This is a genomic window from uncultured Sphingomonas sp., from assembly GCF_902806265.1.
GTDB lineage: Bacteria > Pseudomonadota > Alphaproteobacteria > Sphingomonadales > Sphingomonadaceae > Sphingomicrobium.
In genome coordinates, this window is record NZ_CADCVZ010000028.1 from 1 (window position 1) to 13,473 (window position 13,473).

Here is a 13,473-nt window from a genome sequence, read left to right on the forward strand (position 1 = left end):
AGGGTGCGATGGACCTTGAAGCCGCCGAGGTCGTGGCTGACCGGCGCCAGGCTCATCAGGATCGGGCTGTCGTTGTTCATTCGCCGGGCGCCTTTGCTGCGGTGATGGCGAGCGCGTGGACCCGCTCCTGCATCAACTCGCCCAGCGCCCGATAGATCATCCGCTGCCGCTCGACCCGGTTCTTGCCGGCGAACGCCGGGCTTTCGATCAGGAGGCTGAAGTGGCTTTCGCCCGCCGGATTGTAGCCGCCGTGGCCGCGGTGCTGCTCGCTGTCGTCATCTAGCTGGAGCCGCGTCGGGGCGAGTGCGTCCTGAAGACGAGCGGTGATCTCGCGGGCAATCGGACCGGTGGAAGCTTGGTTCATGGGCGCTATATTAGGCGGCTTGGCTCAAGAGGACGAGAGTGGCGTCAAGAAGTCAGAAATTTCACGGGCGGGTTGAAGGGGCGGCGGACCGCTGTGCCGTGCCGGGCTGCGCCCACGCCGGCGAGTTCAAGGCGCCGCTGAGCGCGAGCAGCTTCGATGGGCCGGGCGAGTGGCAATGGCTGTGTCTCGACCACGTCCGCGAGCACAATGCCCGCTACAACTTCTTCACCGGCATGAGCCCGGAGGAGATCGAGGCCGCCCAGTCGCCGGTCGCCGCCTGGGACCGCGCCACCCGCGCCTTTGCGCATGGGGGTGCCGACCCGGCGCCGCCGTGGAGCGACTTTCGCGATCCGCTGGACGCGATCGCCGGACGCTTCGGCGCGCGCGTCAACGCTGCTTCGGCGCCGCAGAGCCGCTTTTCCGCTGGCGAGCGGCGGGCGTTGGAAGCCTTGGGACTCGGGCCCGACACCGACCTGCACGCCGTGCGCAAGCGTTATTCCGAACTGGTGCGCCGCTACCATCCCGACCGCAACGGCGGCGACCGCAGTCAGGAATCCAAGCTCCGCTCGGTGATCGACGCCTGGCAGACGCTCAAGGCCGCGCCGGCGTTCGGCTGATCAGGCCGGTTCCAGCGCGAAGTCCACCCGCACCCGCACCTCGGTGCGGTTCACGCCGGGGTTGAACGGCGTGCCGGACTCGGGTGGCGGGGGTGGGGCGACGGCGGTGGCTTGGACGGCCATGTCCATCACCGAAGCTTCTCCGCGCACGATCGGTGGCGGGTAGGGGACGCCGTACTCGCCGCCGTCCACGATATTGACGACGCGAACGATCTTCAGGCCCGCCGCCTCGCCATAAGCTTCCGCTCGCGACCGGGCCGCTTTGTAGGCGGCGGCGTAGGCGGAGCGATTGGCGGTTTCGCGGTCCGAGACCCTGAGGCTCGGCCCGCCGAGCACGTTCGCGCCGGCCTCCGTCACCGCAGTCACCGCTTCGCCGACCCGTGCCATGTCGGTCAGCCGCACCTCGACGATGTTGGCGGCGCGGAACTGTCCGCGCTCGCGGCCGTAGTCGATCCGCTGCAGCGACAGATCCTGGGTCTGCAGGTCGTCGGGCTTGACGCCAAGAGCCGTGAGCGCCGCGGTCACCCGGGCCATCTTCTCGCGGTTGAGCTGGCTAGCGCCGCCCGCGCTCGGCCCCTGGCTGGTGACGCCCAGCCGTAGCCTGGCCTCGTCGGGACGGCTGTCGGAACGGCCGGTCGCGGAGATGGTCAGCAGCGTTTCGCCCGGCTCGACGCCGCGCGGATCGGGCTCGCGAGCCTGGCAGGCGGACAGCAGGGGCAGGATGGTGCAGGCGAGGGCAAGGTGACGCATGAACTGGCTCCTTCCAAAGCGAGCCATTGTTATAGTGTTACATGCTTGCGTCAATCAGTCGCGGTCAGGCGCGCCCAGCGGGAAAAAGGCGCGGTACGGCCGCGCTTCGTCGATCGCGCGGGCAACCACCGGGTGCGCCAGCAGGCGTTCGCGATAGGCTGCGAGCTTCGGCCGGGCGGGCCCGATCTCCTCCACCCAGTCGGCGTAGAAGAGCGAGGGCGCGGCGGCGCAGTCCGCGAGCGTGAAGCTGTCACCAACGGCCCAGGGTCCGCCGCCGATGTTCGCTTCCAGCCAGTCGTAGGCCACCAGCAGCCGCTCGCGTGCCTTCGCCACGCCGAACGGATCGCGCGAACCCTCCGGACGCAGCGTGTCGAACACCGGCACCGTCATGTTGTTCATGACGTAGAGGTCAAAGAAGCGGTCAAGGAAGCGCACGCGCCGGCCGATCTCGCCGTCCGGGATCCATCGCATGCCGACAGGATCGCGCGCCTGCAGATGCTCAATGATGCAGGTCGTCTCGACCACCGTCCGGTCGCCATCCACGAGCAGCGGGAACTGCCCGAACGGCCAGCGGCGCTGCAACTCTTCCATGTTCTCCGGGTGCTCTTCGTCGAGGATCCGGTACTCGAATAGAGTTCCGTTCACCCACAAGGGGATCAGCACCTTCATGCAGTAGCTGCTGAACGGGTGGGCGAAGAGCTGGAGGTCTGTCCCGAGCGGCGTCGAGGGGGTCACCAACTGCCGTCCGCGATTGCGTGCTGGCGGGCCTGCTCACGCCCGCTGGTCGACTGCGGGCCGGCCCAGCCGTGCGCGATCTTGCCGCCGGGCTCGTAGGTCGCGATCACGGCGCCCGAACGGGTGACCTGGTGGTCAACCAGCCGCAAGCCCTTGGCCGGCGTACCCTCGCCGAACAGCCGCTTGCCGGGCCCAAGCACCACCGGAAAGGTCATCAGGGTCAGCCGGTCGAGCAGTCCGGCCGCGAGCAGCTCGGGGTAGATGGTGCTGCTGCCCTGGATCAGCAGGTCGGGACCCTCGCCCTCCTTGATCGAGCGCAGCTCGTCCATGCTGCCGAGCCGGTGGCTGTTGGACCAGCCGAGCTCGGGCGTGCCGCGGGTCAGCACATATTTGTTCGCACGGGTGAACGCCTCGCCCATTTCAATCGCCGCGGCTTCGCCCTCGTCCTTGCCGATGCGGTCGAAGACCTCGCCGATCCCGGTCGCCTCGCCGCCCACATAGGGCCAGTACGCCGCGAAGATGTTGTAGGTGCGCCGGCCCAGCAGCAGGTCGTAGTCGTGGCCGAAGAAAGCGTCGATCGCGCCGCCGATGTCCTCGTCGAAGAACTGCGGCAGCCAGCCGCCGTGTGCGAAGCCGCCGGTCGGGTCCTCCGTCGGCCCGCCGGGAGCCTGCATGACTCCGTCGAGCGAGACGAAGGCGCTTCCCCTGATCTTACGCATCAACCGGTTCTCCCGCTGCGGCCGCTTCGAGCGCGGCGATGTCGATCTTCTTCATCTGCATCATGGCCTGGAACGCCCGCTTGCCACGGTCGCCGCCCTCGGCGGTGAGCTCGAGCAGCCGGCGCGGGGTGATCTGCCAGGAGAAGCCCCAGCGGTCGCGGCACCAGCCGCACTGGCTCTCGGCCCCGCCGCCGTCGACAATCGCGTTCCAGTAGCGGTCGGTCTCTTCCTGGCTGTCGGTGAGCACCATGAAGCTGACCGCCTCGTTCGGCTTGAACATCGGGCCGCCGTTCAGCCCGACGAAGCTTTGCCCAAGGACGGTGAACTCCACCGTGATCTCGTCGCCCGCCTGGGTGGAAGGGTTGTCCGCCGCGGCGTCGGTGGCCGAGCCGACACGGCTGTCGGGGAAGGTCGCCGCGTAGAACTCGGCCGCGCGGCGGGCCTCGCCATGGTCGAACCACAGGCAAGTGGTGAGCTTGTTCATGTTTTCTCTCCTGCTAAGCGTTGCGCGGACCGACCAGTCCGAAGACGGCGCCCTGCGGATCGACGGCGGTGATCGAATATTCGCCGCCGGGAATCTCGATCGGCTCCTGCAGCACCTGGCCGCCGCCGGAGCGAACGGCTTCGTGCGCACGGTCAATGTCGTCCACGCCGATGTAGAAGGTCCAGGTGGACGCGGGCATCTGCGGCATCTTGGGCATGACCGCGCCGATCATCGTGTCGCCCTGGTAGAAGAACTGGTATTTCCCGAGCTCTCCCATGTCCATGTCGCCGTCCTGCCGCCAGCCGAAGTGGCGGCTGTAGAAGTCGATCGCCGCACTGGGATCGCTGGTCGCCAGCTCGTTCCAGCGCACATGCTGCGGCTGGTCGACCGAGAAGACGTCGCTGACGGCGTCCGGCTGGTCCGCCGGCGGCTCCGGCCGCATGACGTAGAAGGGCGAGCCCTGCGGATCGGTGACCAGGGCGAAGCGCCCGGCTCCCGGCAGGTCGTGCGCCGGCATCAGCGTCTTGCCGCCCTCGCCTTCGATCCTTGAGACGGTGGAGTCGACATCGTCGACCCCGATGTAGCCAAGCCAGCCCGGGCGCGCACCACCGCCGCGCATCTCGTCGGAAAGCCGCATCACGCCGCCGGCAAGCCTGCCGTCGCTGCGCCCGATCATGCGGTAGTCCATGTCACCAGCTGGTTGGGCTTCGATGTTCCAGCCGACCACCGTGTCATAGAAGCGCTTGGCGTCGTCCGGGCTGGGGGTCATCAGCTCGTACCAGATGAAACTTCCCTGTTGGTTCGCCATGATTCAGCCCTTTCGCTCGTCGAGAATGGTTTCAAATCCGCCCCAGAACATGCGCTTGCCGTCGAACGGCATCTCGCCGTCGGGCTGCATGGTCGGGTCCTCCATGATCTTCGGCCAGGCCTCGTCGCGCGCCTGCTTGGACGGCCACTCGATCCAGGAGAAGACGACGCCTTCGCCCGGCTCGGCCGCGACGGAACGCCGGAAGTCGGTCACTTGGCCGTCGGGCACATCGTCGCCCCATGCCTCGACCAGACGCAGCGCGCCGTGCTTGCGAAAGTTCTCCCAAGCCTGGTTCGCCATGGCGTGGTAAGCCTCGCGCTTGGCTTCGGGCACGGGCAGGACGAACCCATCGACATAGGTTCCGGCTGAACTGCCCACGTCGACGAAGGGAGCAAAGCCGCCGAATACCATGCGTTTGCCGTCGAACGGCATCGACTTGCCGATCTCCTCCATGCGCGGATCGCTCATGATCTTCGCGTTGGCGGCATCGCGGGCGGCCTTATCCGGGTACTCGAACCAGGAGAAGACGACCTTTTCCCCATCCTTGGCCTGCACGGCCCGGCGAAAGTCGGTGTGCTGGCCTTCCTTGACGTCGTCGTCCCACGCCTCGACATGCCGCTGCACGCCGAACTCGTGGAACAAGGGCACGGCCGCCGCGGCATGCTGGCGGTAGGCCTCGCGGTTCTCCTGCGGTACAGCGACGATGAAGCCTTCAACGTAGGTCATGCTGCAACTCCTTCCGGCTGGTGCCGCTCGAAAGCGGCGAGTTGATCGGCCAGAGCGCGCTGGAACGCGGGCCGCGCTTCACCTCGGGCCACGTACGCGGCCAGGTTCCGGTGCTCGGCAACCAGCTGCGTGTGGCGGAGGATACGCAGCACGGTGATCATCACGAGGTCGCCCGCGGTGAACCGGCCCTCCAGCCACTCCTTTTCGCCTAGCCAATTCGCCACCCGTTGCAGTTTGAGCTGCGCGAATTCCTCCGCTCCCGGCCGGCGGAGCTTGGCCCACTGATCGCCGGGGTAGAACAGGTCGATGATCGCCAGGTTCATGATCCCGGGCTCGACGCTGTTCAGCGCCGCGTAGGTCCAGCCGATCGCGCGGTGGCGGGCCTGGACTTCACGCGGCAGCAGCGCCTCGGATTGCTCGCCGACGTATTGGACGATGGCTCCGGTCTCGAAGAGCTGAACGGCCTCGTCGCGATACGCCGGCACTTGGTTGAACGGCTGTTCGTTGAGGTAATCCGCCGGCAGGTGCTGGAAGTCGAACAAGCGCTCGCGATAAGCGATGCCGGCCTCCTCCAGCGCCCAGCGGACGCGCAGGTCGCGCACCAGTCCGGCCGCCATCGGCGGGACCCAGCGGAAGGCCGTCATCTCGGCGGCTGCGGTGGGATCGACCGGCATCAGGCGTTCCCTTCATGGCGCTTACCGCTGAGCAGGGCATATACCGCCATCGCGTGGCCGTGGCCGAGCCCGAGCTCCGCCTTGGCGGGAGCGAGAACGTCACCCGCCTTCGCGCTAGGCTTGAGCCGCTCGCCTTCGAGCAGCCCCTTGGCCCGCGCCCAATCGCGCAGACCTTGGGGGTCGCGGCCGGTCTTCTCCTCGATCGTTCGCAGGTAAGCCTGGAAGGACATCGCTCTTCTCCTTGCCGGGGAAAGTCAGGCGACCTGCTCGAACGCGGAAGCACCCTGCTCGGCGGCGGCGGAATCCATCCACATGACCTCCCAGCTGTGCCCATCCGGGTCCTCGAAATCGCGTCCGTACATCAATGGCACCGGCTCCTGCTTGCGGCCGACATCGACCCTGCCGCCCGACTTGGCTGCCGCCTCGGCCATCGCGTCCACTGCGGCTGGGCTCTCCGCGGACAGGCAGAGGATGACCTGGCTGGTCGCGTGCGCGTCGGCGATCGGCTTGCCGGTGAACGAGGAATAGAAGGGGTGGGTCAGCAGCATCACGTGAATGACATCGGACAGCACGATCATCGCCGCCGCCTCGTTGGAGAACTTGGGCTCCTTGCGACCGCCGATGCCCTCGTAGAAGCGGACGGACCGCTCTAGGTCGCTGACCGGCAGGTTGATGAAAATCATCCGGGACATTGTCTTCTCTCCTCTCGACTCGATTCGCCTTGAAGAATGCACTCCAAAGTTATAAATGACAACTGTGGAGTTAGAAAAAGTAACCAAGGCGCGACGAGGCGAGGACAAGCGGCGGTACGACGATGCCTGCGCGGCGGCGCACGGCATGGACCTGATCGGTGAACGCTGGTCGATGCCGCTGATCCGCGAGCTGCTGTTCGGGCCGCGGCGCTTCTCGGACCTGCGGGCGAGCCTCAACGGCATCAGCGCCAACGTGCTGACCCAGCGGCTTGAAGGGCTGGAGGCCGCCGGCGTGCTGACCCGCCGCAAGCTCCCGCCGCCGGCCTCGGTGCAGGTGTATGAGCTGACGCGCTGGGGCTATGAGGCGGCACCGATCTTCGCTGCGCTCGGGCGGTGGGCGGTACGCTCGCCGCAGCATGATCCCACCCGGCCCTTCAGCCCGGTCTCGCTGATGCTGTCGCTCCGCACCATGCTCGATGCTGCAGCCGCGCAGGGGTTCGAAGCGAGCATCGTCTTTCACATCGGCAACGAGGCCTACCACTGGAGCAAGGCCGGGGAGGAGGTGAAAGTGGGCCGCGGCGCCCCGGACAAACCCGACTTGGTCATGGCCGCACCCGATGCTTCCACGGTCGCTGCGGCCATCTACGGCGGTGCGCCGGTCGAGACGGTGCTGGTCGAGGGAAATGTCGCGCTTGCCCGCCGCTTTCCCTCTCTCTTCATCCTGCCGGAGAAAGCTTCGGCGAGCGGCGTTGTTGAGGCTCCAAGCCAGCTGCCCTAAGGCCACCCGCCATGAACGACATCTCCAATGCTCAGCCGCAAGCCAGCGGCGAAACGCTGATGGCCGCGCCCGACAAGGTGCTAAAGGTGCGCGAGGCCTTTGGCATCGACAGCGACATGGAAGTGCCCGCCTTCAGCGAGGCGGACGAGCGCGTCCCCGACCTCGACCCAGCCTACGTGTTCGATCCCGACACCACCCTGGCGATCTGCGCCGGCTTCGCTCGCAATCGCCGGGTGATGGTCCAGGGCTATCATGGCACGGGCAAGTCGACCCATATCGAGCAGGTCGCGGCCCGGCTGAAGTGGCCTTGCATCCGGATCAATCTCGACGCGCACATCAGCCGCATCGACCTGATCGGGCGCGACGCGATCGTGCTGCGCGACGGCCAGCAGGTCACCGAGTTCCGCGAAGGCCTGCTGCCCTGGGCGTTGCAGCATCCGGTCGCGCTGGTATTCGACGAATATGACGCGGGGCGCCCGGACGTCATGTTCGTCATTCAGCGCGTTCTGGAGGTAGAGGGCAAGCTCACCCTGCTCGACCAGAACCGGGTGATCCGGCCCAACCCCGCTTTCCGCCTCTTCGCGACTACCAACACCGTCGGGCTCGGCGACACGACCGGGCTCTACCATGGCACCCAGGCGATCAATCAAGGGCAGATGGACCGGTGGAACATCGTCACCACGCTCAACTACCTGCCAGCCAAGGTCGAAGCGCAGATCGTGCTCGCCAAGTCGGGCGAGTATGACAAGCCGGACGGCCGGGCCACTGTGGACAAGATGGTCAAGGTGGCCGAGCTGTCGCGGCAAGCCTTCATCAATGGCGACATCTCCACCGTCATGAGCCCGCGCACGGTGATCAGCTGGGCCCAGAACACGCTGATCTTCGAGGATGTCGGCTTCGCCTTCCGCGTGTCCTTCCTCAACAAATGCGACGAGGCCGAGCGGCCGTTGATCGCCGAGATGTATCAGCGGGTGTTCGGAACCGACCTGCCGGAGAGTGTCGCGGCGCGGGCCTGACAGGCAAAAACCCCGCCGGCGCGAACCGGCGGGGCTTTCATCCACCCGAAGGTGAGCTGCGCTTAGAGCAGGATATCGGCCGCCGTGAGCGCCGGGGCGCCGGTAAGCACCACCGCGAAGTCGGCAATGCCGTCACCGTTAGTGTCGCCCTGCAGCAACCCGTCGGCGTAGCGCAGCTGGCCGGCCGTCTTGGTGAAGGCGCCGTTCCCGATGAAGGCAAAGGCGTTGTCCGCACCGCCGGCAATCGCATCGAGCTTGGTCAGGTCGATCTTGTCGCCGGCGTTCCAGTCGGCAATTCGGTCGCCCTTCTCCAGGTGCGAGAACTCGAAGGTGTCGTTGCCGGCGCCGCCGAACAAGGTATCGGCGCCTTCGTAGCCGTTCAGCACGTCATTGCCGCCGCGGCCTTCCAGCCGGTTGGCGACGGCGTTGCCCCAGATGAGGTCGCGAGCCGAGCCGCCGATCGTATTCCCGATGATCGTTTTATAGGCGATCGACAGGTTGCTGTACTCGGAGGCGAAGATGTCGCTGACGCCGGTATCGAGGGCGATGTCGGCGGCGTTCGCGGTCCGGAAGTTATTGATGATCCCGTTGATCGACGCTTGATCGATCGAACCCCAATCCTCGCCGCTGATTTCCGTCAGCTTGGCGAGCGCGGCGTTGACGGTCGCCTCCGTGGGGGCACCGGCCCCGACCGAGCTGAACGAACCGGGGTGCAGGTCGATGAACTGCCCGATCGTATAGCCCGATAGGTTCAGCGTATCGATCCCACCGGCGTCATAGATCGACAGGTAAGGGTAGGGATTCTTGCTGAAGTCGTAGACGGCGTTGCCCGCGTTCGAGTTGAAGCCGTAGGTGGTGTTGGTTGCCCGAGTGGTCGGGTCGGCGCCGTACTTCGACTGGATAGTCAGAATGTCGTGGAGCAGCGGCGTCTGCGCGTTGCTGAACAGGAACTCGTTCCAGTTCACGATCCGAGCGCCCGTTTCCGACGCGCTCCAGTAGGACATGATCGAATATTGCGTGCTATCCTGGGCGTACTCAGCCTGCGCCGCATAGGTGGTCGCGCCGGCGCCGTTGTACTCACCCGGGTGCGACAGGCCGAGCGCATGCCCGAGCTCGTGAACCAGGATGGTCTTGCCGTAGCCCCCGAAGCTGAACCACTCGTTCGTCCAATTGAGTTCCGGATCGGCGACGAACACGTCACTCTGGAACTTCCACCCCTTCTTGCCCGGATAATAGGCATAGGCCTGAGCCGAATCGGCCGAGTTGGAGAACTGGATGTCGGCACCCAGCCCATTGGTCTCCTTGAAGGTCTGCGGGATCAACTCGTCCCACAGCTTAACCGAGTCGCGTGCCTGGTCCCGCTGTTCGGCCGTGAACGGGCTGAGGCCGGTACCAGCCGTGAAGCCGAAGTTCGGGTTGTTATACAACCCCGTCAGGTGATTGAGGTCGAGGAAGGTGTAGGTGATCACGCCGTTGGACGCCTTGATCTCGCGCCCGGCGTCGATCTGATTGATGACCCCTGCCTGATCGAATATCGGCTTGCCGCGGAAAGTCAGGCCTGATCCCGCATAGTCGTCCAAGTTGAAGTCGAGCCGCTCGCTACCTTCCCGGACATGGCGGTTCTGAACGCCCAGCTTTTTACAGATTCCGCACATTCGATCGTCCCCTCGAAGAAGGGGGCCGGTGCCCGACTTTGGCCCCCCTTGGGGCGCAAGGTAGCGCAACCTGCATGTCCGGCAACGGACTGTCAACAAATTATTAACTACTTGATGCGGCGGTGTTTTCCGCACGCGCTCGACGTCCCCGAAAGGGACGTTTTGCATCAACTCGCTCCCCCCATTAAAGCGGCGGCGATGGGTGAGCCGTCCTCTCTTGACCAGTTCCGCCGGGTGCTCGCGGGCGCTGCCCGGGCGATTGCGCACGATGGCGAAGTGGAGGTTGCGTTCGCCTCCGAAAGCGGAGCAACGGGAGGCAAGCTGGCGCGGGTCGTGTCGCCCGGGCCAAGCCTGTCACCCAAGCTGGTCGCCGAGGCGCGGGGGGCGGCGGACGCCGTGGCGCTTCGCCTGCGCCATCACAACAGCGCGCTCCACCATGGCGCAGCGCCACTCGACGTTGACGCCCGGGCCGTGTTCGACGCCTTGGAGACCGCGCGCGTGGAAGCCCTTGGCGCCCGAACGATGCCCGGCGTCCGCGCGAACCTGGCCGAACTGACCGAAGCCCGGGTGCGAGCCGATGCCATCACCCGCGCGCGGACCGCCGAAGAAGTGCCGCTCGCAACGGCGCTTGGCCTGCTCGCGCGGGAACGGCTGACCCAGGCGCCTCCCCCGCGGGCGGCCGAGCCGGGCCTCGGGCTGGTGCGGGATTGGATCGAGGAGCGCGCCGGGACCGACCTCGACGCCTTGGGGCTGGCGCTCGACGACCAGACTGCCTTCGCGGCGCTGGCCCGCAAGCTCCTTGAGGATCTGGAGCTCGCGGCCGCCGAGGACCCGAGCGACGAGGCGCCCGACGTAGGTGGTGACGAAGAAGAAGGCGAGGACTCCGGTCAGGACGAGGCGGACCAGGACACGGAGGACCAGAGCCCGTCCGCCGGCGAGATGGAGATGCGCGCCGAACAAACGGATGAAGGTGGCGAGGACCAGGACATCTCCGCCGACGATATGGACGGCGACGAGGGTCAGCCCGGCGAAGAAGGCGACGAGTCCGCCCAACCCCGCGCCAATCGCCGCGTGGGCGAGCCGGAGCTGGCAGGCGACTACAAGGCTTTTACTACTCGCTTCGACGAAGTGGTCGAGGCCCACGACCTGTGCGACGAGGAAGAACTGGCTCGGCTCCGGGCCTACCTCGACGGGCAGATGGGGCAGGTGTCCGGCGTGGTCACGCGGCTGGCCAACCGGTTGCAGCGGCGGTTGATGGCGCAGCAGGCGCGCAGTTGGGATTTCGATCAGGAGGAAGGGCTGCTGGACGCCGCCCGGCTCGCCCGCGTGGTGGTCTCACCCGGCCACTCGCTCAGCTACAAGGTCGAGCGCGACACCGAGTTCAAGGACACGGTCGTCAGCCTGCTGATCGACAACTCGGGCTCAATGCGCGGCCGGCCGATCTCCATTGCAGCGATGAGTGCGGACATCCTCGCCCGGACGCTGGAGCGCTGCGGGGTCGCAACCGAGATCCTCGGTTTCACCACCCGCGCCTGGAAAGGCGGGCAGAGCCGCGAGGCTTGGCTGGGGGACGGCCGTGCGCCTAACCCCGGGCGGCTCAACGACCTCCGGCACATCATCTACAAGCGCGCCGATGAGCCTTACCGCCATGCCCGCCGCAACCTCGGCCTGATGATGCGTGAGGGTCTCCTCAAGGAGAATATCGATGGGGAGGCGCTGCTGTGGGCGCACGGCCGGCTGATCGCCCGACCCGAAGAGCGCCGCATCCTGATGATCATCTCCGACGGGGCGCCGGTGGACGATTCCACCGCCAGCGCGAACGGCGGCGCCTATCTGGAGAAGCACCTCCGGCAGGTGATCGGCTGGATCGAAAGCCGGTCGCCGGTGGAACTCGCGGCCATCGGCATCGGGCATGACGTGACCCGCTACTACCGCCGGGCGGTCACCATCATGGATGCCGAGCAGCTCGGCGGAGCATTGGTGGACCAGCTGGCCGGCCTGTTCGAAGTAAAGGGATGAGGCAGGCCGTTCCACAAAGAGGAAAGACCCGGTGCGCTACACAACTGGCACCGGGTCCCCCCCTCGTTACGCGACGCGAGGGACCTCGTACTCCGCCGTGGCTGGCGGAATGACGGGAGACAGGGGGAGAAAGTCCCGTCCGCTCAGTCGCTTATGCGCGATTCGCAGTTGAACGGTTCTGAACGGGCCGTGCAGCCAAAGTTCATGCTGGCGGCGCCGTTGGCCGCGGCCGTGCTCCTGCCGCTTCTGATCATCCTTACGGCCGCCCAGTTGCGCAGTATGCCGAGCCGTCAGCCGCTGCCCGACCGGGTGGCGGACGTGCGCTATCAGCCGCTTGAAGTAGCGGGCAGCGCAGGCGCCTGGACGGTGTCGGTCGACGACCCGCGCTTCGGCGGCGCTTCAGCGCTGGCGGTGGACGGCGCCCGTTTGCTGGTCCTGACCGATTCAGGTGTGGTAGCTTCGCTACCCAAGCCGGGGCGAAGCGCCCGGGCTTTGCTCCATGACCTGCCGGATGGTCCCGGCCCGCCGCATGAGCGGCGCTGGCGGGACAGCGAAGCCCTGCTGCGTGATCGGTCGGGCTCCTGGTGGGTAGCGTTCGAGAACCGCCATTCGCTGTGGCGGTACGATCGGAGCTTCGCGCGGGTCGAGGCCAAGGCGGCCTTCGGCCCTGGCCGGAACTGGGTCCTGAACAAGGGGGTCGAGGCGCTGGTCGCTGACGACCTTGGCGGGCTGCTGCTACTGCCGGAGAATGGAAGCGAGTTGCTCCGCTTGAGCCCGCACGGTTTAGCGCGAACACAGTTGCAGGGCGCGCAGGGCGAGATCGCCGATGCCGCCCGGCTGCCCGACGGGCGCGTGCTGGTGCTGGTGCGTCAGGCCGGGATAACCGGTCTCGTTAACCATCTCGGCCAGCTCAGCCGCGAGCGTGGCGGCGGCCGGGTGCGACTGCGTTGGCGCGTCCCGGTGGGGCCGCTGACCAACATGGAAGGGCTTGCCGCCGAGCGCCTACCCTCAGGGGGCACGCGCCTATGGCTGATCAGCGACAATGACTTCAGCGACCTGCGCCGCACGGTCCTGCTTGCGGTTGACCTGCCGTAGCAAGGAGGAACCGGTCCCCGCAGGCGCGGAGCACGGCAACATCCACTTACGCGGCGGTTGTCGCCTTTTTGGCGATCTCGCGCTTCAGCCTGCGCACCTTGGTGCTGAGCTTGTCGTCGCTGGTCTTGGCCAGCCAATTGTCGAGGCCGCCGACATGCTCCACCGAGCGCAGCCCGTGCGTCGACACGCGCAGCTTGACGCTCTGGCCCAACGCGTCGCTGATCAGCGTCACGTTCTGCAGGTTCGGCAGAAAGGTCCGCTTGGTCTTGTTGTTGGCGTGGGAAACATTGTTACCCACCTGCCGGCCCTTGCCGGTCAGCTCGCACACGCGCGACATGGTT

Annotated in this window: 17 protein-coding genes; 5 read left to right on the forward strand and 12 right to left on the reverse strand. The window is 66.7% G+C overall.

Features of this window, described 5'->3' with window-relative positions:
* Nucleotides 1-76: 76 nt before the first annotated feature.
* Nucleotides 77-364: a BolA family transcriptional regulator gene (locus tag QZX62_RS06335; RefSeq protein WP_294173023.1), complete on the reverse strand. Its 288-nt coding sequence runs from the start codon at nucleotides 362-364 to the stop codon at nucleotides 77-79.
* 38 nt (nucleotides 365-402) lie between these two features.
* On the opposite strand from QZX62_RS06335, the gene QZX62_RS06340 reads away from it, so the two are divergent.
* A complete protein-coding gene (locus QZX62_RS06340; protein WP_294173025.1) occupies nucleotides 403-981 on the forward strand; it encodes a J domain-containing protein in 579 nt (192 codons plus the stop codon).
* On the opposite strand, the gene QZX62_RS06345 is transcribed toward QZX62_RS06340, so the two are convergent.
* From QZX62_RS06345 to QZX62_RS06390, 9 genes are read right to left on the reverse strand one after another with little or no spacing between them, the layout of a single operon-like run.
* Nucleotides 982-1,731, reverse strand: coding sequence for an SIMPL domain-containing protein (locus QZX62_RS06345; protein ID WP_294173026.1), 750 nt, complete (start codon nucleotides 1,729-1,731; stop codon nucleotides 982-984). It abuts the gene before it with no gap.
* A gap of 54 nt (nucleotides 1,732-1,785) precedes the next feature.
* A complete protein-coding gene (locus QZX62_RS06350) occupies nucleotides 1,786-2,466 on the reverse strand; it encodes a glutathione S-transferase family protein (protein WP_294173027.1) in 681 nt (226 codons plus the stop codon).
* Nucleotides 2,463-3,185 carry a dihydrofolate reductase family protein gene (locus QZX62_RS06355; protein ID WP_294173028.1) on the reverse strand — a complete coding sequence of 241 codons (723 nt, stop codon included), beginning with the start codon at nucleotides 3,183-3,185 and terminating at the stop codon, nucleotides 2,463-2,465. The genes QZX62_RS06350 and QZX62_RS06355 overlap by 4 nt, the downstream gene beginning before the upstream one ends.
* Nucleotides 3,178-3,669 (reverse strand): VOC family protein, encoded by a 492-nt coding sequence (locus tag QZX62_RS06360; RefSeq protein WP_294173029.1) that lies wholly within the window; start codon nucleotides 3,667-3,669, stop codon nucleotides 3,178-3,180. The genes QZX62_RS06355 and QZX62_RS06360 overlap by 8 nt, the downstream gene beginning before the upstream one ends.
* A 13-nt stretch (nucleotides 3,670-3,682) precedes the next feature.
* Nucleotides 3,683-4,477 carry a VOC family protein gene (locus QZX62_RS06365; protein ID WP_294173030.1) on the reverse strand — a complete coding sequence of 265 codons (795 nt, stop codon included), beginning with the start codon at nucleotides 4,475-4,477 and terminating at the stop codon, nucleotides 3,683-3,685.
* Between the two features lie 3 nt (nucleotides 4,478-4,480).
* Nucleotides 4,481-5,203, reverse strand: a complete 723-nt coding sequence (locus tag QZX62_RS11840; RefSeq protein WP_366926186.1) for a DUF1428 domain-containing protein — start codon at nucleotides 5,201-5,203, stop codon at nucleotides 4,481-4,483.
* Nucleotides 5,200-5,877, reverse strand: a complete 678-nt coding sequence (locus tag QZX62_RS06380; protein WP_294173031.1) for a glutathione S-transferase family protein — start codon at nucleotides 5,875-5,877, stop codon at nucleotides 5,200-5,202. Before QZX62_RS06380 ends, QZX62_RS11840 begins: the two co-directional genes overlap by 4 nt.
* Nucleotides 5,877-6,107, reverse strand: coding sequence for a DUF4287 domain-containing protein (locus tag QZX62_RS06385; protein ID WP_294173032.1), 231 nt, complete (start codon nucleotides 6,105-6,107; stop codon nucleotides 5,877-5,879). Before QZX62_RS06385 ends, QZX62_RS06380 begins: the two co-directional genes overlap by 1 nt.
* Before the next feature lie 24 nt (nucleotides 6,108-6,131).
* The gene (locus tag QZX62_RS06390; protein ID WP_294173033.1) at nucleotides 6,132-6,569 is read right to left on the reverse strand and encodes a VOC family protein; all 438 of its coding nucleotides are present in this window, start codon (nucleotides 6,567-6,569) and stop codon (nucleotides 6,132-6,134) included.
* A 55-nt stretch (nucleotides 6,570-6,624) separates the two neighbouring features.
* Between QZX62_RS06390 and QZX62_RS06395 the strand changes: the two genes are divergently transcribed.
* Complete coding sequence (locus QZX62_RS06395) at nucleotides 6,625-7,347, forward strand: helix-turn-helix domain-containing protein (RefSeq protein WP_294173034.1); 723 nt, start codon at nucleotides 6,625-6,627, stop codon at nucleotides 7,345-7,347.
* Nucleotides 7,348-7,358: 11 nt separating this feature from the next.
* Nucleotides 7,359-8,363, forward strand: a complete 1,005-nt coding sequence (gene cobS, locus QZX62_RS06400; RefSeq protein ID WP_294173035.1) for a cobaltochelatase subunit CobS — start codon at nucleotides 7,359-7,361, stop codon at nucleotides 8,361-8,363.
* Between the two features lie 62 nt (nucleotides 8,364-8,425).
* Here cobS and QZX62_RS06405 read toward each other — a convergent pair whose 3' ends face one another.
* Nucleotides 8,426-10,018, reverse strand: a complete 1,593-nt coding sequence (locus QZX62_RS06405) for a M10 family metallopeptidase C-terminal domain-containing protein (protein WP_294173036.1) — start codon at nucleotides 10,016-10,018, stop codon at nucleotides 8,426-8,428.
* A gap of 198 nt (nucleotides 10,019-10,216) precedes the next feature.
* On the opposite strand from QZX62_RS06405, the gene cobT reads away from it, so the two are divergent.
* Complete coding sequence (cobT, locus tag QZX62_RS06410) at nucleotides 10,217-12,037, forward strand: cobaltochelatase subunit CobT (protein WP_294173038.1); 1,821 nt, start codon at nucleotides 10,217-10,219, stop codon at nucleotides 12,035-12,037.
* Between the two features lie 204 nt (nucleotides 12,038-12,241).
* Nucleotides 12,242-13,132: an esterase-like activity of phytase family protein gene (locus tag QZX62_RS06415; RefSeq protein ID WP_294173039.1), complete on the forward strand. Its 891-nt coding sequence runs from the start codon at nucleotides 12,242-12,244 to the stop codon at nucleotides 13,130-13,132.
* A gap of 46 nt (nucleotides 13,133-13,178) precedes the next feature.
* On the opposite strand, the gene rpmB is transcribed toward QZX62_RS06415, so the two are convergent.
* Nucleotides 13,179-13,469, reverse strand: a complete 291-nt coding sequence (gene rpmB, locus QZX62_RS06420) for a 50S ribosomal protein L28 (protein ID WP_294173040.1) — start codon at nucleotides 13,467-13,469, stop codon at nucleotides 13,179-13,181.
* Between the last annotated feature and the right edge of the window lie 4 nt (nucleotides 13,470-13,473).

Coding starts and splice junctions, on each gene's coding strand:
- QZX62_RS06335 (WP_294173023.1), bottom strand. CDS start 364: ATGAACCAAGCTTCCACCGGTCCGATTGCCCGCGAGATCACCGCTCGT.
- QZX62_RS06345 (WP_294173026.1), bottom strand. CDS start 1,731: ATGCGTCACCTTGCCCTCGCCTGCACCATCCTGCCCCTGCTGTCCGCC.
- QZX62_RS06355 (WP_294173028.1), bottom strand. CDS start 3,185: ATGCGTAAGATCAGGGGAAGCGCCTTCGTCTCGCTCGACGGAGTCATG.
- QZX62_RS06360 (WP_294173029.1), bottom strand. CDS start 3,669: ATGAACAAGCTCACCACTTGCCTGTGGTTCGACCATGGCGAGGCCCGC.
- QZX62_RS06365 (WP_294173030.1), bottom strand. CDS start 4,477: ATGGCGAACCAACAGGGAAGTTTCATCTGGTACGAGCTGATGACCCCC.
- QZX62_RS11840 (WP_366926186.1), bottom strand. CDS start 5,203: ATGACCTACGTTGAAGGCTTCATCGTCGCTGTACCGCAGGAGAACCGC.
- QZX62_RS06380 (WP_294173031.1), bottom strand. CDS start 5,877: ATGCCGGTCGATCCCACCGCAGCCGCCGAGATGACGGCCTTCCGCTGG.
- QZX62_RS06385 (WP_294173032.1), bottom strand. CDS start 6,107: ATGTCCTTCCAGGCTTACCTGCGAACGATCGAGGAGAAGACCGGCCGC.
- QZX62_RS06390 (WP_294173033.1), bottom strand. CDS start 6,569: ATGTCCCGGATGATTTTCATCAACCTGCCGGTCAGCGACCTAGAGCGG.
- QZX62_RS06395 (WP_294173034.1), top strand. CDS start 6,625: ATGACAACTGTGGAGTTAGAAAAAGTAACCAAGGCGCGACGAGGCGAG.
- cobS (WP_294173035.1), top strand. CDS start 7,359: ATGAACGACATCTCCAATGCTCAGCCGCAAGCCAGCGGCGAAACGCTG.
- QZX62_RS06405 (WP_294173036.1), bottom strand. CDS start 10,018: ATGTGCGGAATCTGTAAAAAGCTGGGCGTTCAGAACCGCCATGTCCGG.
- cobT (WP_294173038.1), top strand. CDS start 10,217: ATGGGTGAGCCGTCCTCTCTTGACCAGTTCCGCCGGGTGCTCGCGGGC.
- QZX62_RS06415 (WP_294173039.1), top strand. CDS start 12,242: ATGCTGGCGGCGCCGTTGGCCGCGGCCGTGCTCCTGCCGCTTCTGATC.
- rpmB (WP_294173040.1), bottom strand. CDS start 13,469: ATGTCGCGCGTGTGCGAGCTGACCGGCAAGGGCCGGCAGGTGGGTAAC.